The following is a 21,852-nucleotide window of genomic DNA, read 5'->3' as shown; positions in this document are numbered from 1 at the left end:
CAAATTCAAAACTACACAAAAATCACTACATTGTAAACAGAAAAATAAAGGTATTTATGACTTCATTAGAATGGAAAGCAAAAGGGAATATTATTAGAATTAATGATCGAGATATTTTTGTTATTGATGAAGGAAATCATGATAAAACATTAATCATTTTACACGGATACCCTACTTCTTCTTTTGATTATTACAAAGCATTACCTTATTTAACAAAACAGTATAGAGTAATTATTCACGATCATTTAGGATTTGGTTTTTCTGATAAACCGTTAGATTATTCCTATTCTTTAATTGAACAGGCGGATATTGCTTTATTACTTTGGGAAAAACTATGTTTACAAAATGTTACTTTATTAGCACACGATTACGGAACAAGTATTGCTACCGAAATTATCGCACGAAACAACCAAAATCAATTAAAAATCACAGTAAACAAGTTAATTTTATGTAACGGAAGTATGCATATTGAATTAGCTAAACTTCGTACAATTCAAAAATTATTAAAAAGTAAAATCACAGGGAAATGGGTTGCTAAATTGGCAAATCAAGCTCTTTTTAATCGAAATATCAGGAATATTTATTTTGATAAATCTAAAGTTTCACAAACCGAGTTAAACGAAATGTGGTTTCAAATTAACCATAATAACGGGCGAAAAGTGATCCACTTATTAAGTAACTACATTAACGAACGTTACTTTTTTTGGCATCGTTGGATTGGTGCTTTAACACAAACTAATATTACAACCAAAATTGTTTGGGCAACACATGACCCGATTGCAGTAAAAGAAATTGCTACACAATTACAGAACGAAATTCCTAATAACGAGTTGTTTTGGTTAGATAACACAGGACATTTCCCGATGCTAGAAAACCCGAAAGAATGGAGTGAGTTGGTTTTAAACTAATATTCAAATTATTTTTTTGAATATCATTAAATTAAAAGTTTAATTTATAAGTATTTTAGCTTTAAAAAAGCTATTATTTTGAAACTCCTAAAGACACTTCTTTTATTTTCTTTGTTATTATCTTCTATTTATTTTTCAATAAATATATATAAAAATGAAAAAATAAATCTATCTGTTAAAAGCGATTTAATTGAATTATCAAAAATAAAATACGGTTTATTTAACGTTGATGAATGGAAAATAATTCTAACTGATATAATTTCTGATAAAATTGAAGAATTTAATTTTAAAGGTAACGAAAAGATTAAAACGAAAATAAAAATTTCTTCCTTTTTAAAGAGAGAAATTAATAATTTTGAAGAAAGGTATTATAGAGATAACAGAAAATCATTTACTGGTTTTTTTAAAAATATTGTAGCAACAACAACTAGTACTTTTGACCATATAAAAAGAGATATACCTATAATTACAGAACAAATAATAAATTTTCTTGATGAAGAAGAAAATCGTGAAAATTTAAAAATTTATATCAAAAACATTATTGATAATTATACAAATGAGACTTTCTCAAAAACAGATTATTCCGAAATAAATTCAATTATAAAAAAGTATAATTATACGAATAAAACAATAGCAAAAAAGCAATTAAATTTAAAAATAAAACACCTCGAAGAAAGTTTATTTATAAACAAATTAATTTTATTGATAAATTTTATTTTAATAATTTTACTCATACAGTTTTCAAAAAAATTAAATAAAATAGATACTTCATTATCACTCTTTGTTTGTTTAATTTTTCTTGTTTTAGGGATTATATTACCTATGATAGAAATAGATGCTAGAATTTCCAAAATGGAATTTACTTTATTAGGAAATAATGTTAATTTTAAAAATCAAGTATTATTTTATAAAAGTAAAAGTATTATTGAAGTAGTTTACTTAATGATATCTCAAAACAAAATAGGAATTATGTCTGTTGGAATATTAGTTTTAATGTTCAGTGTTATATTTCCTATAACAAAAATTATGTCATCATTTATATGGACTTTTAAAACCAATTTTAGAAAAAATAAATTAATTATTTTCTTTGTATATAAATCAGGAAAATGGTCAATGGCAGATGTTTTTGTTATAGCTATTTTAATGTCCTATATAGGCTTTGACGGAATTATAAACGACCAATTGAATCAATTAGAAAACATCTCAATTAGATTTAATATACTTACTACAAATCAATCAAATTTAATGTTTGGATTTTACTCTTTCTCTGCTTTTGTAATTTTGGGTATTTTTATTACTCAAAAATTAAAAACAAACACTAAATCTAACTAATATACTCTAAATACAACTTTTCAACCTTTGCTCTTGCCCAAGGCGTTGTTCTTAAAAATTTTAAGCTCGATTTATACGTTGGATTCTTTTTAAACGCATTAATACTTAAAATATCACCCATTTCTTCCCAACCATATTCTAAATACAGTTCTTCTAACATGGTTGCTAATTTTATTCCGTGAAGCGGATTATTGGGTTGTTCTTGACTCATAGTATGTTTAAAACAACAAAAGTAAAGTTTCTAGTTGATTAATTCGTCTAATAAACTTCTAACTTTAGCACTATTCCAATTTGCAGCTCCTTTTTTATCGGTAACAATGTTTCCTTTTTTATCAATAATAAAAGTAGCGGGAATCGAATTACTTTTTAATTGCCCTGGAGTTTTACTCAACGTATTATAGGTTGGTAAATTATAATTGTTTTTGATGTAAAAACCATCAATCGTATTCCAATCTTCATTACTTATAAAAACAAAGGTTACTTTGTCTTTATAATCATCATATAATTTTTGAATGCTTGGCATTTCTGCAATACATGGCGGACACCAAGTTGCCCAAAAATTAACAAAAACCACCTTATTTTTAGTATCATTAAAATCGATATTCGCCGTATTTAAGCCTTTTAAATTCCAATTATAATCAACAATTTGTTCTTGTTTTTCTTCAGCAATTACTGATGGCGAAAACGAAATCAACCGTATAAAATATACTTTGGTTGGCGGATATAATAACAGCCCTATAATAACAACAAATACAATATTTGAAATTGTTTTTTTATTAAATTTCATTAGTAACTTTTTATAATATTCAAATGTAATATTCTTTGCATATAATAAATGAGAATTAACAAACTTTTAGCGAATATAACATTAAACAAAATCACACTATTTGTTTGCCTTTTTTTCAATAATTTAGCAACACTTTAAAACAAACAATTTTAAAATGAAAAATACTGCATTAACACATATACACGAAGCTTTAGGAGCAAAATTGGTTCCTTTTGCGGGTTACAACATGCCTGTACAATACGAGGGGGTAAATTTAGAACACGAAACTGTTAGAAAAGGAGTAGGTGTTTTTGATGTAAGTCACATGGGTGAATTTTTCTTAAAAGGAGAAAATGCCTTGGCTTTAATTCAAAAAATTTCATCTAATGATGCTTCTAAACTTGTTCCAGGAAAAGCTCAATATAGCTGTATGCCGAATACTGATGGTGGAATTGTAGATGATTTAATTATTTATATGATTGCTGACAATGAGTATATGTTGGTAGTTAATGCTTCTAATATTGAAAAGGATTGGAATTGGATTTCTAAACACAACGATATAGGAGTTGTTATGGAAAATCGTTCTGAAGATTGGTCGTTATTAGCTATTCAAGGTCCAAAAGCAGCTGAAGCTATGCAATCGTTAACGTCGGTAAACTTATCTACTATTAAATTTTATACTTTTGAAATTACTGATTTTGCTGGTTTGCCAAACGTAATTGTTTCTGCTACTGGTTATACTGGTTCTGGCGGATTTGAAATTTATGTAAAAAATGAAGATGTAGAAGCTGTTTGGAAAAAAGTTTTTGAAGCTGGTGCAGATTGGGGAATTAAACCGATTGGTTTAGCTGCTCGTGATACCTTGCGTTTAGAAATGGGATATTGTTTATATGGTAATGATATTGATGATACTACTTCGCCTTTAGAAGCTGGTTTAGGATGGATTACCAAATTTACCAAAAACTTTGTTAATGCTGAAGCTTTAAAGGCTCAAAAAGAAGCTGGTGTTACTAAAAAACTAGTTGCTTTTGAATTAACAGAACGCGGTATTCCTCGTCATGATTATGATATTGTTAATGCTGATGGAACTAAAATAGGTCGTGTAACTTCAGGAACTATGAGTCCGTCTTTAGGAAAAGGTATTGGTTTAGGATATGTTACTAAAGAACTATCAAAAGTAGATTCTGAAATTTTTATTCAAGTTCGTAAAAAACAGATTCCTGCAAAGGTTGTTAAATTACCTTTTTATAAAGGATAATTAAATATTTATAGCAAAAAAAAAGCAACTCATTATGAGTTGCTTTTTTTATATAAAACTGATTTACCTAAACAAAAGGATGATTTTTTCACTGTTTTTTTTACAAAAAAATTTACTCTTCAATTGTTCTAAAAGTTAAATTAATTCGCGGTCTATGTACTTTCTTTGTTGGTGGTAAACGATGTAACCAATGGCTTTGTGTTTCATCTTTCATTACCAGTAAAGATCCGTGTTCTAAAACTTTATAAACGGTTTCTTTTGTGTTTTTATGTTTAAAACCAAACTTACGTTCGGCACCTAAGCTTAATGATGCTATTGCTCCGTTTTCTTTTAAATCTTTTTCACCATCACTATGCCAAGCCATACCTTCAGAGCCATCGTGATATAAATTTAACAGACATGAATTATAGGTTTCACTCGTTTCTTTTTCAACGAGTTCTTTTAACTCTAATAATTGTTTGGTAAAAATTAAAGCGATTTTTGTTCGATTTGAATATGAATATTCAAAATTTGTATTTGCATACCACGCTACTTTACGTTTGGTTACAATTAGTTTTCCGAAAATAATAGCTTCATCATTTTTCCATGCAATCGTTTTTAAAAGATGATGGTAATAAGCGTCTGCTTTTTCTTTTGATAAAACAATTCCGTGATAATTTACCGTACCATTTTTAGGTAGTATATTTTTAGGTAAATCATCAAATTGCGAGAATAAATCCATAAATAATATATACCAAAAATCATTTTTACTCTTAATTAATAATACTTAAATCTCTTTTTACTCTAGCAATTTTGCCATAGCTGTTTTTATAATTTCAATATTTTTACTTCGGTTAGATAAATTGGCAGTTTTTTGTTTTTGTACCACTTGACGTAACAAATTAATCCCTACTTTATCAAAATTATATTGTTTAAATTGAATTCCTTTCGAAACAATATCATCAGCTAAATTACTAAGAGCAACAGTATTGTTACTTTTTGCAATTTTATCAAATGCTTTTTTATATAAAGATTGTATTTTTTTATTCTGACTTAAATACATACCAGACATAACATTACTAGCTATAAAAGTTAACTCATCTTCATCGTTTTCTTCTAAATAAATACGTGTTAATGGCGTAGCTATAATTCGTTTTACTTCAGCAGGTAATGTTTTCGATTTTTTAATAGCCAAATCTTTATCTATATAATACATGGCTACTAACGATTTACCTAAAACAGAATATGATTTACTTTGTAAACCTTTTTCAAAAACCGATTTTAATTCAGGATCTGTTAATTTACCAAGTGTTTCAATTGCTGTCGCTTGCACCAAAGTTTTAGCATCGTTTACAGCAATTTTCATAATATTCTCAATTACCTTTCTTTTTGAGTTTTTATAAGCTAAATTGATATTTTGCAAAGCTAAAATTCTAATTTTATAAAAATCATCGTTCATCGCGTTTGCAATAGCATCAAACACTTTTTTATCATCTTGTTTTGTAGCAACCTCAAGTAAAGCTTCTTTTTTATGCATATAGTTATTTGCATATTTTAATTGATGTATATAATCGCTCAACACTTTGTTTTCTAAAACATCACACAATAAAACTCCATCAGCATTTACTTGAATTAAATTGGGTTGTTTTATATACGGAAATGAAAATGATGCGTCTTTACCGTCTACAAAAACAGTATGACGTGTGGCTTTACTTCCTTCAAAAATATCAATTGCAAACGGAAACTTAAATTCGTTTTCTTGAGTTTGAATTATATTTACTGTTACCGTTTTTCTTAGTTTATTAAAATCGTAAGAAATTTCTAACTTCGGATGTCCACTATTAAAATACCATTGATTAAAAAACCAATTTAAATCTTTTCCGCTTATTTCTTCAAAAGCCAAACGCAATTGATGTGCTTCTCCGGTACTATATTTATGAGTAGTTAAATAGTTGTTTAATCCTGCATAAAACGCTTCATCTCCTAAATAATTACGTAGCATATGTAAAATTGCACCACCTTTATTATAGCTTACCGCATCAAACATATCTTCTTTATCATGGTAGTTAAAACGAACTAAATGTTTATCGTAATTCTGACCATTTTTATAACCTTCAATGTCTTCTAACAAATGTGCATCTGCATCGTTTTTACCATATTTATACTCGCGCCATAAATATTCACTGTAATTAGCAAAACTTTCGTTTACCGTTAAGTTACTCCAACTTTCGGCCGTTACTAAATCTCCAAACCAATGATGAAAAGCTTCGTGAGCAATGGTATTTTCTTGTATATTTTCATCAATTAATTGCCCTGGTGTTTGATATGCTTTTTCTCCGTGAATTACAGCTGTAGTATTTTCCATCGCACCACTTACATAATCACGCCCAACAATTTGTGCATATTTATTCCACGGATATTCAACTCCTGTTATTTTAGAGAAAAACGCTAACATTTCTGGTGTATTCCCAAAAATGTCTTTTGCAAACGGAGCGTATTTTTTTTCTACATAATAATCTACCGGAATATTCTTGTACGAATCTTTTACAATCTCGTACTCACCTACTCCCATAAAAAATAAATACGGAGCATGCTTTTGAGTAAAGTTCCAATAATCAGTTCTTGTACCGTTTGTATTCTTGGTTTGTTTTTCTAATTTTCCGTTAGAAAGTGTTACAAACTTGTTAGGTACGGTAATATATATTTCTTGTGATGTTTTTTGATTTGGAGAGTCGATTGTTGGAAACCAACAACTACTTGCCTCAGTTTCTCCTTGCGTCCAAATTTGGATTGGCTTCTTTTTATCTAACCCTGTTGGATTGATAAAATACAATCCTTTTGCCGAAGTTATCGCTGTGCTTCCTTTTTGCTTTACTTTTTCTGGGCGTGCTGTATATTTAATATAAATGGTAAATTCTTCATTTTTATTATAAACGCGAGGTAAATCAATAATTAATTTAAAATCATCATAATTATAATTTAAAGATTGCTTATTCATCGTTATTTTATGAATAAGCATTGCCTTAGCATCTAACGTTACTTTATCCGTTTTATAAAAATGTGGTTTTAATGTTAACCATTCTTCCCCATTTAATTGCTTTTCTTTAAAGTTAAAATCAACTTTTAATTTCGTGTGAACTAAATCATGAACTTTATCTTTTTCACCTCTATAAACTGTACTTGATTGAGAAAAAATGCTAAGCGTAAAAAAAAGAATACTAAGGGTAAGAAATTTTTGAAACTTCATAAAATATTTTCGTTTAAACATCAAAAATAAGGAAATCTATTGTTAGGCTTGTTAATGAGTCGTTAAAAAGAAAAAGCCATCAATATTATTGATGGCTTTTTCTTTTATTCTATTTTATAAAACTACTCAGAAACTTCTTCTTTTTGTTTTTTAGCAATTGTTTTATTACTTCCTAATAAAGATTTAAACTGATTTAAATCTAAACCATTTGCATCTACTTTAGTTTTACGCATCATTTCCATAATTTTACCAGGATTCATATTATTTCCTAAAAGACGTGCGATACCAACTCCTAATTCTTTACCATAACCAAAAGCAATAATTTCATCAATTGCATCTGCTTTACCACTATAATAAATGGTTGCATGCATGCCATCTTTCTTAAAATTTATCAACTTTTTGTAAGACGATTTTTTTAAAATTTCTTTCAATTTTTCTTTCTCCTCTTCGTAGGTTTTTTCATCAGTATCTTTATATGGTAAACCTGTAATACTTACTTTACGAATGCTATTAAAGGCTTTTTTATCTTCTTCTGATGCTTTATCAACACTTAATTGAAGTATACTTGCTGGCACATCTAAATTTACAAAACCTTTTTTGTCTTGACTTTCTACTAAATAATTTTGTAACGATGCTTCTTTTTTACATGAAACTGTAACAAAGGCAACTAATAATAACGAATATATAAATAGTTTTTTCATGGTGATTCTTTTAAATTGATTAAAAAAAAAGAGATAAGAGTATTGTTTCTTACCTCTTTTTAAAAGTAATTTTAGTTACTTTCTACTTTAACTTTTACATTTTTATCTTTTGAAAACGTTTCAGCTAATTTTGACATTTTATTAATATCAATCGTTCCTGTTAAAGAAACTATTTTAGCTCCTTTATCTTTTACAAACATTAACACTTCACTTACAAAATCTTTATTTTTGGTTGATTTAACATAAATTTTTACTCGTGAATTTTTATCTTTCACACGCATTAATTCTATTAAATTACTTTTACTAACAGCCTTTTTTACCATACTTTCCATTTCAGACGCTGTTTTATCATTTTCGGTCGAAAACACTCTAAGTTCTTTTAAATCTTTTATCATATTAAAAACCTCCATAGCTTCGTTATCGCTAGATTCGACATTAAATTTTGATAAAATTTCAAAGGCATCTTTATTAACAACTACTGATGATACTTCATCAATATCTTCTAATTTATCAAACATTGATTGTCCGAAACTTAAGTTAGATGTAATTACAAATGCGAATAATAATATTATTTTTTTCATGATATTCTTGGTTTATTTAAGTACTTGGTTTTACTTTTTAATTAATTTACTGTTTTTATTACTTTGTTTACGGTTGTTTTATAGGTGTTTAATTCTTCTAAAGCTTCATTACCTTTATTTAAGTTGTTTGAAACTGCATATAATGCTTCGTTTCCTTTGTTTAAGTTGGTAGAAACCAGTTTTAACGCTTGTGTTATTTGTGCAAACTGTTTTCTTTGTTGATGCTCTTGATATTGGTCATTACCTATAAATACACTAAATAGTAAAACTACTGATGCTGCTACCGATAACCATTTCCAGTTCTTCTTAGTTTTCTCAGGTTTTAACTGAATGGTTTTGGTAAACGTTTCGTCTTTGCTTTGTTTAAAATAACTAAACAACATGGTGTATTCTTGCAAATGTGCTGCCACATTGGGTGAAGTAAAATACTGTGTTAGTATTTTTTCTTCTTGCAAAGTAGTTTCTGCGTTCAGGTATTTTTCTACTAATTTTTCTATGTTAGCTAACTCCATAGTTGTGTTTTTTTATTAGTTCTTCTCTTATTGTTTTTCTTGCTCTTGATAAAGCTACTCTAACAGCGGTTGGTTTCATATCCACCATTTTACATATTTCATCAAAATCGTATTGTTCTATATCTCTTAATTGAATAATTATTTTTTGTTGTTCTGGTAATTTTTCAATTAACTTATGTACCAAACTTACGGTATCATTATGTTCTATCTTTTTATCTAAAGACGTATCTTTTTCTTTATAATTACTGTGAACCAACGTTAAATTACTTGCTTGTTTCGATTTTAATCGGTCATAACAATAATTCTTTGTCATGGTCATTGCAAAAGCTTCAACATTTTTGTAATCAGAAAGTTTTTCTTTGTTTCTCCACAATTTAAAAAACAACTCTTGAGTCGCATCTTCAGCTTCTTCCGTAGATACCAATAATCTTTTGGCTAAACGAAATACCTTATCTTTAAATGGTAAAACAACTTTTAAAAAGTCTGATTGTTTCATTGGTTAGTTTCAGTTTTATTATTCCGGTTAAAAATTTCTTTCTATTTATCCGGTTTACATAATTACGACGATGCAAAGTAAAGTTTGTTACATCAATCTGTAAAAAAATAATATTATTAATTAAATTGCGTTGTAATTACAGCTAAAATACTTTTATGAAATTATTAAAAACATCCCTTATTTTATTTTTTTCAATACTAATTGTTTCTTGTAGCGAAAAAGATGATGCTCCTAAAAGCGTACAAGTTCAAAATTTTGTTTGGAAAGGTTTAAATGCTTATTATTTATGGCAAAATGAAGTTGCAGACTTGTCTGACACTCGTTTTAGCAACGATCACGAATTATACAGTTACTTATCTGGTTATGATAATCCTGAAAATTTATTTTACAACTTATTGTTTTTGCCAAACGAATATCCGAAAGATCCTAACAAAACTTATTCTTGGATTGTTGATGATTATATCGCTTTAGAGCAATCGTTTGAAGGAACAAGGCAAACTACAGGTATGAAAGTTAAAGGAACTGATTTTACCGATGGTTCTGGTAATTATTACGTGTATGTTTACGATGTAGTAAAGGGTTCTGATGCCGAAACAAAAGGAATTACCCGAGGAATGATAATTACCGAAGTAAACGGAACAACTTTAACTCGTAGTAATGTTAATGACTTGTTTGATAACGATACTTTTTCTATTCACTTAGCTGATTTTAATGCTGGAAATCCAACCGCAAACGGTACTGTAATTAGTTTAACTAAAAATGAGATTACCGAAAATCCTATTAAAGAAACTACTGTTATTGTTGATGGCGGAAATACTATCGGTTATTTAATGTATAATCAATTTTCTAGTGATTTTGATGGAGATTTAAATACCGAATTTGCTAATTTTATGACAGCAGGAATTACCGACCTAGTAGTTGACTTACGTTACAACGGTGGTGGCTCTGTACAAACAGCGGTTTATTTAGGAAGTATGATTGCAGGACAAGGTAATGATGAGTTGTTCTCAAAACAAATTTGGAATAACAAAGTAATGGCTGGTAGAGAGCCAAGCGATTTCATTGATAATTTCACAGATAAAATTTTAAATAAAGATAGTAACGGTAGCATTGTTTTAGATGAAACCATTAATAATTTAAACTTAACTACGGTTTATTTTATTGTTTCTGAAAACACAGCTTCTGCATCCGAATTGGTTATAAATGCATTATCACCTTATATTAACGTAAAATTAGTAGGAACTCAAACCTACGGAAAACATGTAGGTTCTATAACATTATATGACTCTGAAAACTTTTCTAAAAACGGTCCTAATTTTAAAACTAATCATGCTTGGGCAATGCAACCAATTGTTTTAGAAATACAGAATAGCAACGGAGAAAATAAACCCGAAGGTTTTATTCCTGAAGTAATAATGGAAGAAGACCCTGGTAATTTAGGCGTTTTTGGTGATCCTACAGAGCCTTTATTAGAAAGAACAATACAATATATTACCACAGGAGCAAAAGGATTTCCTTTAGCTAAAAAAAGAACTGCTATTTATTCGTCATGGAACTCATCAATGAATTACCCTGACTATAATAATATGTATATTGATTTAAAGTAATTGTACTTAAAAAATAGAATCCAGCTTTATTGCTGGATTTTTTTTTACAATAAACTCATCTGTTGATTTATCGTTTCGTTAGGAATTTTCAAATTTGTTTTTAACTCACTATTCAATTTCTTTATAAAATAAGCAGCTAACAAAGGCGATTCAACTTCTAAATTTTGATGAATAAAAAAGTGAATATTTTTTAAACCTAAAGCTTTCCATTTTTTCAATTTAAAAACCCAAGCATCCAATCGTTCATAATCCGACGGATGATTTGCGCCTACAAACCTAATAAATGCTTCGTTATTTGTTAATCGCATGTGCAGCATATCGCGTCTTCCGGATGTGTCTACTAATATATTTGCAATGTTATTTTCTTCAAATAACTGTGTAAATTCATCAAAAATAATTTTATCCTCAAACCATTTTTCATTTCTTAACTCAATAGCTAACCTAATTTCTTTAGGCCAACTCACTACAAAATTTTGCAATCGTTTAAAGTAACGAATATCAAAATCGGTATGCATTTGTAAAAAAATAGTTCCTAATTTATCTTGCAAATGTGCTGAGTTCACTAAAAATAAATTAACCGAACTTTCAACTCCTTGCAAACGATTAAAATGACTAATATCCTGTGTTAACTTCGGAAAAAATTTAAATTCTTTTGGTGTTTTTAAGTGCCATTTTTTAAACTGTTCTTCAGAAAATTGACGGTAAAAAGTAGCATTCAACTCAATTGAATTAAATTGTTTCGAATAATACGCTAACTCATCTTTTGTTCCCTTCGGATAAAACCCTTTTAAATCTGCTTTATTCCATTTTGCACAACCAACATATATTGTCGGTTTCTCAACTTTATCAAAAGAGTTTAATAATTTTACTGTTTTTTCATGAGTATTAGGCAAAGTAAAATCTATTAACTCAGGAGCATTCACTTTTCCAAATTTCATAAACTAAGCATTTTCTAAACCTTCTTCAACTTCATGATTATCTAACATTTCTGGCCTAAACTCACTCATTTTATCATCATCAAGTTTTTTAGCGTAGTTATAACCAGATTTCCACCATTTTTTCATCTTTTCTTTATCAAAAACCAACGAATTAGTGGTTAAAACGGTAGGTGTGTAATATAAATTTAATTTTACTCCGTGTTGTTTAGCAGATAATTTTCCGATGGTAATATTATGACGTTCTACGTTTTCTAGCATAAAATCAAAAGTATCCATCATTAACGAAAACGGATTTTTAGCAGGCAATCTATTAATTTGTGTTACTTCGGTTGCTAAAATAATGGCATCAACTTCAGTAGCTCCCCTAAGTATTGCTTCTCGAATTGGTATTAAACTACCAAAACCACCATCAGCATATTGACAATGATTTTTTTCTAACAAACTCATAAATGGTACATAATTACACGAACCCCAAATCCAATCGCAAAAATCATCGTAAGTACAATCTAAAATAGATTTATATTCTATTTGATTGGCAGTTAAATTAGAAACTGTAACCACAACTTCTTTATTTTTTGCGCGTATTTCTTCGTAAATTTCTTTAGTTACTTTTTTCTTTATTAGTTTTCGTAAATTTTTACTTTCACCAAAGGTTTTTCGTCCATTTATAAAATTCCACAATGTATTTCGGTGACGAACAGAAATTACTTTTTCGCCATGTACCGATTTTATTTTAAACGGACTGTTACTAAAAATTGCTTTTTGATCTACCGAAGTGTACAGCTCTTTTAACTCATCAACCATACCTAAAGCCAAGTGCGACACCATTAAACTTCCTGTTGACGTTCCTAAAAACATATCGTATTCTTTCTCCTTCTTTTTCATCAAAAACTGAGCAACACCACCTGCAAATGCTCCTTTGCTCCCACCTCCAGAAATTACCAATGCTTTTTTCATCCTTTTAATTTGATTTACCTATTTTTAGGTTTGTAAAAATATCAAAAAAATGAAACAATTTTCACTTTTAATTATAGTCGCTTTTATTTCTTTTTCTTGCAAAAAAGAATATCAACCAAGAAATTTTAAAACTATAAATATTACCGAATTTAAACAAGATAGTTCAAGTATCAGAGCTATTTATCCAATAAATAAAACTAGTTTGTATTACGCTAGTTCAAATGGTGTGATTGGTTTTACCAAAAGCAATGGAGAAAAATGGGGCAAAAATTCTTTTATCAATATTAAAGATAATGACACTCTTATTCCTAATTTTAGAAGTATTGCTTATAACGGAACAGCTGTTTTTGCCTTAAGTATTGGTAACCCTGCATTATTATATAAATTTGATAACGCTAAAAAACTAACCACTTTAGTTTACAAAGAAATGCATGACAAAGTGTTTTACGATAGTATGAAATTCTTTGCAGATAATAAACACGGAATCGCAGTTGGCGATCCTACCGAAAATTGTGCTTCTATTATTTTAACTTCGGATGGAGGAAATACTTGGAGTAAATTATCTTGTGAGAACTTACCCGTTTTTGAAGAAGGAGAAGCTTTTTTTGCAGCTAGTAATACGAATATTAAAATTATAAATAATACTGTTTGGATAGCTTCTGGTGGTACAAAAGCTCGAATTTTAAAATCTACTGATTTTGGACAAACATGGCAAATTTATGATACTCCTATTATTCAAGGTGATGGACCACAAGGAATTTATTCTATCGATTTTTATGATGAATTAAACGGAATTGCCATTGGCGGTAATTACGCTAAACCTAATGATAATTGTGCCAACAAAGCCATTACTTCTGATGGCGGAAAAACATGGACGTTAGTTGCCCATAATCAAAATCCGAATTACAAAAGCTGTGTACAATATGTACCCAATACCAACGGAAAAGAAATTTTTGCAGTTGGTAAAACAGGCGTTTCTTTTTCTAATAACGGTGGACATACTTGGACTCAAGTAAGCACAGATTCTTACTACACCATTCAGTTTGTAAACGAAAATGTAGCATGGTTAGCGGGTCATGAAAAAATTGGAAAATTAGTCTTAAACAAATCTTAATTTTTTGTTAAAACGATTTTTACTCAATATTAAATAAATACCTTTAGCACATAACTAACTTAATAAATCAATGAAAAAAATACTCGTACTCCTTGTATTCTTATGCGTTTCTGTTGTTTCGGCACAAGAATACTTTCCAAGTAACACAGGGGTTAAAACATCAAAAAATAAATTATATGCATTTACCAATGCTAAAATTTATGTAAGCGCTACCAATGTTATTAAAAAAGGAACTTTACTAATTAAAGATGGTAAGGTTTTAAATATTGGTATTGGTAAATCAGTAAAAATTCCGAAAGGAACCAAAACTATAAATTTAAAAGGTAAAACAATTTATCCTTCTTTTATAGATACTTACAGTACTTTTGGTGTAAAAACTCCAAAAAGAAAAAGCGGTAGAGGTCCACAATACGATGCTAGCAGAAAAGGATATTATTGGAATGATCATATTCGTCCGGACACCGATGCTTTTGATTCTTTTAGTTTTGACAACAAAAAAGCTAAAGAATTAGTTAATTTAGGTTTTGGAGTTGTAAATACGCATCAAAATGATGGGATTATGCAAGGTAACGGACTTTTAGTTGCCTTAAATACAACTTCTTCTGATGCATACAGAATTTTAAATAAACAATCTGCTAATTACCTTTCGTTTAGTAAAAGTAAAAAATCGCGTCAATCATACCCTACTTCTCGTATGGGTGCTATGGCATTGTTAAGACAAACTTACATGGATGCTAGTTGGTATGCTTCAGGAAATATGAATAATACCGATTTAGCTTTACAGGCTTTAAATGATAAAAAAGAATTGCCTCAAATATTTAGTGCTGGTAATTATTTAGATGATTTACGTGCTGATAAAGTTGGAGACGAATTCGGAATTCAATACACAATTTTAGGTGGTGGTAATGAATATGAGCGCGTAAACGATATTAAAAACACCAACGCTACTTTTATTATTCCCATTAATTTTAGAAAAGCATACGATGTTAGTAATGCTTTTTTAGCTGATAAAATTGCGTTGAGTGATATGCGTAAATGGAATCAAGAACCTGCAAACCCTGCTATTCTTGCAAAAAATAATATTCCATTTGCCTTAACAACACATAAATTAAAAAGTAGTAAAACTTTTATGGCTAATTTACAAAAGGCCATTAAATTTGGGTTAGATAAAACTACTGCTTTAGCTGCTTTAACAAGTGTTCCAGCTAAAATTTTAAGAAACAATAAAATAGGAAACTTAAATAAAGGTAGTTATGCTAATTTTTTAATTACTTCTGGTGATATTTTTGATAAAAGCACCACGCTATACGAAAACTGGGTTCAAGGTGATAAAAACGTTATAAACGATATTACTATAAAAGATCTTTCTGGTGAATATACTTTAACTGTTAATAATGACACCTATAATATGTCTATCAGCGGAAAAGGTACAAAGCAAAAAGCTACTATTAAAAAGGGAAAAACAAAAGTAAAATCTAAATTTTCGTTTAAAGATAATTGGGTTTCAATTACTTTAAGAAACGGAGATAATTTTACGCGTTTATCTGCAATGGTTAACGAAAAAAACTTAAAAGGAACGGCTGTTACTAATAACGGTAACGAAACTAGTTGGATCGCTACTTTTAAATCTAAAAAAGAAAGCAAGAAAAAAGAAAGTAAGAAAGCTAAAAGTAATGATATTGTTGCTGTTTCTTATCCAAATATAGGTTATGGAAATTATCAAAAACCACAACAAGAAACTATTTTAATTAAAAATACTACAGTTTGGACATCAGAAAATAAAGAAATATTAAACAATACCGATGTTTTAATTAAAGACGGAAAAATAGCTCAAATAGGAAAAAACATTACTAGTCGTGGAGCCAAAACTATTGACGGAACTGGTAAATATTTAACCGCTGGTATTATTGACGAGCATTCGCACATTGCAACATCTGCTGTAAACGAATCTGGACATAATTCAACTGCCGAAGTAACTATTGAAGATGTTGTAGATCCTGATGATGTAAACATTTATAGAAACATTGCTGGTGGTGTTACATCAATCCAAATTTTACATGGTTCTGCTAATCCAATCGGAGGTCGTTCTGCAATCATTAAATTAAAATGGGGTGAAAATGCTGAAGGATTAATTTACAAAAACACTCCGAAGTTTATCAAGTTTGCTTTAGGTGAAAATGTAAAACAAGCTAACTGGGGAGATTTACAAACCGTTCGTTTTCCGCAAACACGTATGGGAGTTGAACAAGTATATATTGATTATTTTCAAAGAGCTAAAGAGTATGATGCAAAAAAGAAAAGCGGACAACCCTATCGTAAAGATATTGAGCTAGAAACGTTGGCTGAAATTATTAATAAAGAGCGTTTTATTTCTTGTCACTCTTACGTGCAATCTGAAATTAATATGTTAATGAAAGTTGCCGAAAAATTTGATTTTAACATCAACACTTTTACACATATTTTAGAAGGATATAAAGTTGCCGATAAAATGAAAAAACACGGAGTTGGTGGTTCTACATTTGCAGATTGGTGGGCGTATAAATACGAAGTAAACGATGCAATACCTTACAATGCTGCCATTATGCACAACCAAGGTATTACAGTTGCTATAAATTCTGATGATGCAGAAATGTCGCGTCGTTTAAATCAAGAAGCAGCAAAATTAATTAAATACGGTGGTTTGTCTGAACAAGAAGCATGGGCAACAGTAACCATAAACCCAGCTAAATTACTGCACTTAAACGACCGCACAGGTAGTATTAAAGTTGGTAAAGATGCTGATGTTGTTTTGTGGAACGGTAATCCGTTATCAATATATTCTAAAGCAGAAAAAACAATTATTGATGGTACACTTTATTTTGATCTTAAGCAGGATAAGGAAAAACGTAAAACTATTAAAACAGAACGTGCTAAATTAATTAACATGATGCTGAAAGAAAAGTTAAAAGGCGCAAAAACACAAGCACCTGTTAAGAAAACTAAAAAATTATTTCACTGTGATACAGAATAAGAATCTAAAAATAATAAACATGAAAATTAAAGTAATATATAGTTTACTATGTTTCTTATTTATAGGAAATATACTAGCACAACAAACACCAGCACCAAAACAAACACAAGATTATTGTATTGAAGGTGCAACGGCACATTTAGGTAACGGAAAAGTAATTGAAAATTCATTAATTATGTTTTCTGAAGGAAAAATTTCTTTTGTGGGAAGTGCCATGATGAAAATTGCTCGAAGAGGAACCGTTATCAACGCAAAAGGGAAACATGTATACCCGGGTTTTATCGCGGCAAATACTTCTTTAGGTTTAGCAGAAATTGATGCCGTAAGAGCTACTGTAGATGCTGATGAAGTTGGTGCAATGCTACCTCACATCCGAAGTCTTATTGCATACAATACCGAAAGCAAAGTAATAGAAACCATGAGACCTAACGGGGTTTTAATGGGGCAAATTACTCCTCGTGGGGGCGTTATTTCTGGTACATCATCAATTGTACAATTTGATGCTTGGAACTGGGAAGATGCTGCTTTAAAAGCAGATGATGGTGTTCATATGAACTGGCCAAGTAATTTTAGTCGTGGTCGTTGGTGGCTAGGAGAAGATCCTGGATTAAAACCGAACAAAAACTACACTAAAAATATTGATAAAATAACAACTTATATCAATAATGCAAAAGCCTATTTATCAAGCAATAAATCTTCTAAAATTTTACCTTACGAAGCTTTACAAGGAGTTTTAAAGGGTACTCAAAAAATGTTTGTACACGTAAGTGGTCAAAAAGCAATTACAGATGCTGTTACCACTTTACTAAAATCAGGAATTAAAAATATTGTTATCGTTCATGGTTATGAAGCTGAAAAAGTTGCCGATTTATTAATTAAAAATAATATTCCGGTTATTTTAGAACGCGCACATCGTTTACCCGATGCTGAAGATGCTGATTACGATTTACCTTTTAAAAATGCTAAAATCTTATCAGACGCTGGTATTTTAATTGGCTTGGGTATGGAAGGAGATATGGAACGCATGAGTACGCGTAACTTACCTTTTTACGCTGGTACCTATGCAGCATACGGTTTAGATAAAGAAAAAGCAGTACAATTAATTACTCAAAATAATGCGAAAATTTTAGGTATTGATGCTAAAGTTGGTACTTTAGAAGTAGGTAAAGATGCTACGTTATTTATATCTAAAGGAGATGCTTTAGATATGCGTACTAATATTTTAATCGAAGCTTTTATACAAGGAAGAAAAATTAGTTTAGAAACCCATCAAACTAAATTATGGAAACGTTATTCTAATAAATACAAAAATCAATAATAAAAAAAGCTCGGTTATACCGAGCTTTTTATTTAAACTTTGTATTAAGAAACATTCCCCTTATTACATTTTTTAACACAAAAGTTTAATCTTTTGCAATTGCTTTGCAAAGATTATAATAAAATCAATAGTAAAAAATACCCAATATTGGGTATTTTTGTATTTATGAAACAAATTAGCAGCTTACAAAATTCTTTTATCAAAGATTTATTAAAACTTCAAGACAAATCTCGCGAACGAAAAAAGAAAGGATTGTTTTTAGTAGAAGGGCAACGAGAAATTTCGTTAGTTATAAAAGGAAATTATCAAATAGATACTATTTTATTTGTTGCTGATATGTTTACTGATGATAATTTAGAAAAACTAACAAAACATTCTGAAAACTGTATTGAAATTACCAAAGAAATTTATCAGAAACTAGCATATCGAGATACTACAGAAGGTATTATTGCAGTTGTTAAATCTAAAAATTTTGATTTTGAAACTATTAATTTTACTACTTCTACTCCACTTGTTTTAGTTTTAGAAGGTATTGAAAAGCCTGGTAATATTGGTGCCATGTTGCGCACTGCTGATGCTGCAAATGTGGATGCCGTTTTAATTGCAAATCCTAAGACCGATTTATTCAACCCTAATATTGTGCGCTCTAGTGTTGGTTGTTTATTTACCAATCAAATAGGAGTTGGAACATCCGAAGAAATTATTGATTTTTTACAACAAAAAAATATCAATATTTACAGTGCTACGCTTCAGAATTCAAATGAATATCACAAAAATGATTATACCAAACCAACTGCTTTAGTTGTGGGTACCGAAGCAACTGGACTAACACAAATTTGGCGAGATAAAGCTACCCAAAACATCAATATACCTATGCAGGGGCAAATAGATTCGATGAACGTTTCTGTAGCTGCTGCGATCTTAACTTTTGAAGCCAAAAGACAACGTGGGTTTTAATCTTTTGTTAAAATTTTAAGCTAACTAATATTACTCCAAAGTCCGCTTGTTTTTTGTATTTGACTATATACTTTTAATAAACTAGCATTTTCTAGCTTAGACAAATTAGGGTCGTTTTCTAATACATAAACAGCTGTTTGTCGTGCTTTTTGTAAAATAGCGGTATCTTTTACAACATCAGCAATTTTAAGATTAAGTACCCCACTTTGTTGGGTTCCCATAATATTACCTGGACCACGGAGTTTTAAATCAACTTCTGCTATTTTAAATCCATCAGTAGTTTCTACCATAGTTTGTAAACGTGTTTTTCCGTCTGATGATAACTTATAACTCGATAATAAAATACAATAACTTTGTTCAGCACCACGCCCTACTCTACCTCGTAATTGATGCAATTGACTTAAACCAAAACGCTCTGCACTTTCAATAACCATTACAGATGCGTTGGGTACATTTACACCTACTTCAATAACTGTTGTTGCTACCATTATTTGAGTTTCCCCATTAACAAAACGATTCATTTCATATTCTTTATCGGCAGGTTTCATTTGCCCATGTACAATACTTATTTGATATTTAGGCGACGGAAAATCACGAACGATACTTTCATACCCATCCATTAAATCTTTATAATCCATGGCTTCAGATTCTTGAATTAACGGATACACCACATAAGCCTGTCGTCCTTTATCAATTTCATCTTTTAAAAACTTAAAAACACTTAAGCGATTACTATCGTAACGATGTACCGTTTTAATTTCTTTACGCCCAGGTGGTAATTCATCAATAACAGAAATATCTAAATCTCCATACACCGACATTGCTAAAGTTCGTGGAATTGGTGTGGCTGTCATTACTAAAACATGCGGCGGCAACTCGTTTTTTTGCCACATTTTAGATCGCTGTGCTACTCCAAAACGATGCTGCTCATCAATAATAGAAATCCCTAAGTTTTTAAACTGAACCTTATCTTCTAAAATTGCATGGGTTCCTATTAAAATATGCAAAGATCCATCTTCTAAGCCTGCATGAATTTCACGTCGTTTTTTAGCTCTAACCGATCCTGTTAATAAATCTACTTTTATGTTCGTTTCTGATAATAACTCTACAATTCCGTTATAATGTTGAATGGCTAAAATTTCAGTTGGCGCCATTATAGTTGCTTGGTAACCATTACCAATTGCTATTAACATAGTTAACAAAGCAACAATAGTTTTACCCGAGCCAACATCACCTTGTAGTAAACGATTCATGTGTGCGCCCGAACCTATATCTTTTCGTATTTCTTTTAAAACTTTTTTCTGAGCATTAGTTAAATCAAAAGGTAAGTAATTATTGTAAAAATTAGTAAAATCATCTCCTACTTTATCAAAAACATATCCTTTAATTTTTGATTTTCGGATGAGTTTTTTTTGCAATAATTGTAGCTGAATAAAAAACAGCTCTTCAAACTTTAATCGGTATTGTGCCTTTGCTAATAATTCTTGACTTTTAGGGAAATGAATATTTAAAAGTGCTTCTTTTTTTCCTAAAAAATGATTTTCAGTTAACAGATATGTAGGAAATGATTCTTCAATTAACCCGAATGCTTGTTTAAATAAGTTTTGAATATACCCTCGTAAAACTTTATTACTAACCCCTTTATTACTTAATTTTTCAGTGGATGGATATACAGGTTGCATAGCCATTTGTAACTTACTTTTATATTCTTTTACCGTTTCCATTTCTGGATGTGGCATGTTTGCGGTATTGTTGTACCAGTTTAATTTTCCGTAAATTACATACGGGACACCTATTTTTAAACTATCCTTAATCCACTTTGCTCCCTTAAACCAAACTAAATCTAACGATCCTGTTGCATCAGAAAAAGTAGCTACTAACCTACTGCCACGTTTTTGTTTTACTTCTTTAACTCCTGTAATTTTACCAACTACCTGAACTTCAGCCGAATTTTGTTGTAATTGATTAATCGTATAAAACTGAGTTTTATCGATATAACGAAACGGAAAAAGATGCAATAAATCATTGCATGTTCTTACACCTAACTCGGTAAACAACAATTCAGCTTTGGCTACACTAACGCCTTTTATATATGTTACAGGATGATTTAAATTCATTAAAAACGAAAATACAAAAACCCATTAAAATCAACTATCTTTGCACTCTTAAAT

The 21,852-nt window shown here is 29.8% G+C and carries 19 protein-coding genes; 8 read left to right on the top strand and 11 right to left on the bottom strand.

The genetic code is table 11. The features are described 5' to 3' along the window. Window positions 1–56 precede the first annotated feature (56 nt). Both ACN5J5_RS11435 and ACN5J5_RS11430 read left to right on the top strand, forming a co-directional pair. Window positions 57–908, top strand: a complete 852-nt coding sequence (locus ACN5J5_RS11435; protein ID WP_418645021.1) for an alpha/beta fold hydrolase — start codon at window positions 57–59, stop codon at window positions 906–908. A 78-nt stretch (window positions 909–986) separates the two neighbouring features. Next, window positions 987–2,240: a paraquat-inducible protein A gene (locus ACN5J5_RS11430; protein ID WP_418645020.1), complete on the top strand. Its 1,254-nt coding sequence runs from the start codon at window positions 987–989 to the stop codon at window positions 2,238–2,240. On the opposite strand, the gene ACN5J5_RS11425 is transcribed toward ACN5J5_RS11430, so the two are convergent. Next, window positions 2,233–2,451 carry a VF530 family DNA-binding protein gene (locus ACN5J5_RS11425; RefSeq protein ID WP_418645019.1) on the bottom strand — a complete coding sequence of 73 codons (219 nt, stop codon included), beginning with the start codon at window positions 2,449–2,451 and terminating at the stop codon, window positions 2,233–2,235. The two genes, ACN5J5_RS11430 and ACN5J5_RS11425, sit on opposite strands and share 8 nt — an antisense overlap. A 30-nt stretch (window positions 2,452–2,481) precedes the next feature. Then, window positions 2,482–3,027, bottom strand: coding sequence for a TlpA family protein disulfide reductase (locus tag ACN5J5_RS11420; protein ID WP_418645018.1), 546 nt, complete (start codon window positions 3,025–3,027; stop codon window positions 2,482–2,484). A gap of 154 nt (window positions 3,028–3,181) precedes the next feature. Here ACN5J5_RS11420 and gcvT point away from each other — a divergent pair, with 154 nt between their 5' ends. Then, window positions 3,182–4,264: a glycine cleavage system aminomethyltransferase GcvT gene (gene gcvT / locus ACN5J5_RS11415; RefSeq protein ID WP_418645017.1), complete on the top strand. Its 1,083-nt coding sequence runs from the start codon at window positions 3,182–3,184 to the stop codon at window positions 4,262–4,264. Between the two features lie 112 nt (window positions 4,265–4,376). Here gcvT and ACN5J5_RS11410 read toward each other — a convergent pair whose 3' ends face one another. The 6 genes from ACN5J5_RS11410 to ACN5J5_RS11385 form a co-directional block, all read right to left on the bottom strand. Beyond that, window positions 4,377–4,985: an alpha-ketoglutarate-dependent dioxygenase AlkB family protein gene (locus ACN5J5_RS11410; protein ID WP_418645016.1), complete on the bottom strand. Its 609-nt coding sequence runs from the start codon at window positions 4,983–4,985 to the stop codon at window positions 4,377–4,379. 57 nt (window positions 4,986–5,042) lie between these two features. Then, window positions 5,043–7,490 (bottom strand): M1 family aminopeptidase, encoded by a 2,448-nt coding sequence (locus ACN5J5_RS11405; RefSeq protein WP_418645015.1) that lies wholly within the window; start codon window positions 7,488–7,490, stop codon window positions 5,043–5,045. 122 nt (window positions 7,491–7,612) lie between these two features. Next, the gene (locus ACN5J5_RS11400; protein ID WP_418645014.1) at window positions 7,613–8,191 is read right to left on the bottom strand and encodes a DUF4252 domain-containing protein; all 579 of its coding nucleotides are present in this window, start codon (window positions 8,189–8,191) and stop codon (window positions 7,613–7,615) included. A gap of 71 nt (window positions 8,192–8,262) precedes the next feature. Next, window positions 8,263–8,772 (bottom strand): DUF4252 domain-containing protein, encoded by a 510-nt coding sequence (locus ACN5J5_RS11395; protein ID WP_418645013.1) that lies wholly within the window; start codon window positions 8,770–8,772, stop codon window positions 8,263–8,265. 41 nt (window positions 8,773–8,813) lie between these two features. Continuing rightward, complete coding sequence (locus ACN5J5_RS11390) at window positions 8,814–9,284, bottom strand: hypothetical protein (protein ID WP_418645012.1); 471 nt, start codon at window positions 9,282–9,284, stop codon at window positions 8,814–8,816. Next, window positions 9,271–9,780 carry an RNA polymerase sigma factor gene (locus tag ACN5J5_RS11385; RefSeq protein ID WP_418645011.1) on the bottom strand — a complete coding sequence of 170 codons (510 nt, stop codon included), beginning with the start codon at window positions 9,778–9,780 and terminating at the stop codon, window positions 9,271–9,273. The genes ACN5J5_RS11390 and ACN5J5_RS11385 overlap by 14 nt, the downstream gene beginning before the upstream one ends. A gap of 155 nt (window positions 9,781–9,935) precedes the next feature. On the opposite strand from ACN5J5_RS11385, the gene ACN5J5_RS11380 reads away from it, so the two are divergent. Beyond that, window positions 9,936–11,387 carry a S41 family peptidase gene (locus ACN5J5_RS11380; RefSeq protein WP_418645010.1) on the top strand — a complete coding sequence of 484 codons (1,452 nt, stop codon included), beginning with the start codon at window positions 9,936–9,938 and terminating at the stop codon, window positions 11,385–11,387. 44 nt (window positions 11,388–11,431) lie between these two features. On the opposite strand, the gene ACN5J5_RS11375 is transcribed toward ACN5J5_RS11380, so the two are convergent. Both ACN5J5_RS11375 and ACN5J5_RS11370 read right to left on the bottom strand, forming a co-directional pair. Beyond that, window positions 11,432–12,325 (bottom strand): DUF72 domain-containing protein, encoded by an 894-nt coding sequence (locus ACN5J5_RS11375; protein ID WP_418645009.1) that lies wholly within the window; start codon window positions 12,323–12,325, stop codon window positions 11,432–11,434. 3 nt (window positions 12,326–12,328) lie between these two features. Continuing rightward, window positions 12,329–13,282 (bottom strand): patatin-like phospholipase family protein, encoded by a 954-nt coding sequence (locus ACN5J5_RS11370; protein WP_418645008.1) that lies wholly within the window; start codon window positions 13,280–13,282, stop codon window positions 12,329–12,331. A 49-nt stretch (window positions 13,283–13,331) separates the two neighbouring features. Here ACN5J5_RS11370 and ACN5J5_RS11365 point away from each other — a divergent pair, with 49 nt between their 5' ends. The 4 genes from ACN5J5_RS11365 (at window position 13,332) to ACN5J5_RS11350 (ending at window position 19,681) form a co-directional block, all read left to right on the top strand. After that, window positions 13,332–14,396, top strand: coding sequence for a WD40/YVTN/BNR-like repeat-containing protein (locus ACN5J5_RS11365; RefSeq protein ID WP_418645007.1), 1,065 nt, complete (start codon window positions 13,332–13,334; stop codon window positions 14,394–14,396). A gap of 70 nt (window positions 14,397–14,466) precedes the next feature. Next, window positions 14,467–17,406, top strand: coding sequence for an amidohydrolase family protein (locus ACN5J5_RS11360; RefSeq protein WP_418645006.1), 2,940 nt, complete (start codon window positions 14,467–14,469; stop codon window positions 17,404–17,406). Window positions 17,407–17,425: 19 nt separating this feature from the next. After that, window positions 17,426–18,724: an amidohydrolase family protein gene (locus tag ACN5J5_RS11355; RefSeq protein WP_418645005.1), complete on the top strand. Its 1,299-nt coding sequence runs from the start codon at window positions 17,426–17,428 to the stop codon at window positions 18,722–18,724. Window positions 18,725–18,889: 165 nt separating this feature from the next. After that, on the top strand, window positions 18,890–19,681 hold the full coding sequence (locus ACN5J5_RS11350; protein ID WP_418645004.1) for a TrmH family RNA methyltransferase: 792 nt from the start codon (window positions 18,890–18,892) through the stop codon (window positions 19,679–19,681). Window positions 19,682–19,701: 20 nt separating this feature from the next. On the opposite strand, the gene recG is transcribed toward ACN5J5_RS11350, so the two are convergent. Beyond that, entirely contained in the window at window positions 19,702–21,798 is a 2,097-nt protein-coding gene (recG, locus tag ACN5J5_RS11345; protein ID WP_418645003.1) for an ATP-dependent DNA helicase RecG, read from the bottom strand. Between the last annotated feature and the right edge of the window lie 54 nt (window positions 21,799–21,852).

Origin of the sequence: Tenacibaculum insulae (assembly GCF_964512435.1) — a bacterium.
GTDB lineage: Bacteria > Bacteroidota > Bacteroidia > Flavobacteriales > Flavobacteriaceae > Polaribacter > Polaribacter insulae_A.
Note: the sequence above shows the minus strand (reverse complement) of the source record. Positions and strands in the feature narration are given on the sequence as shown.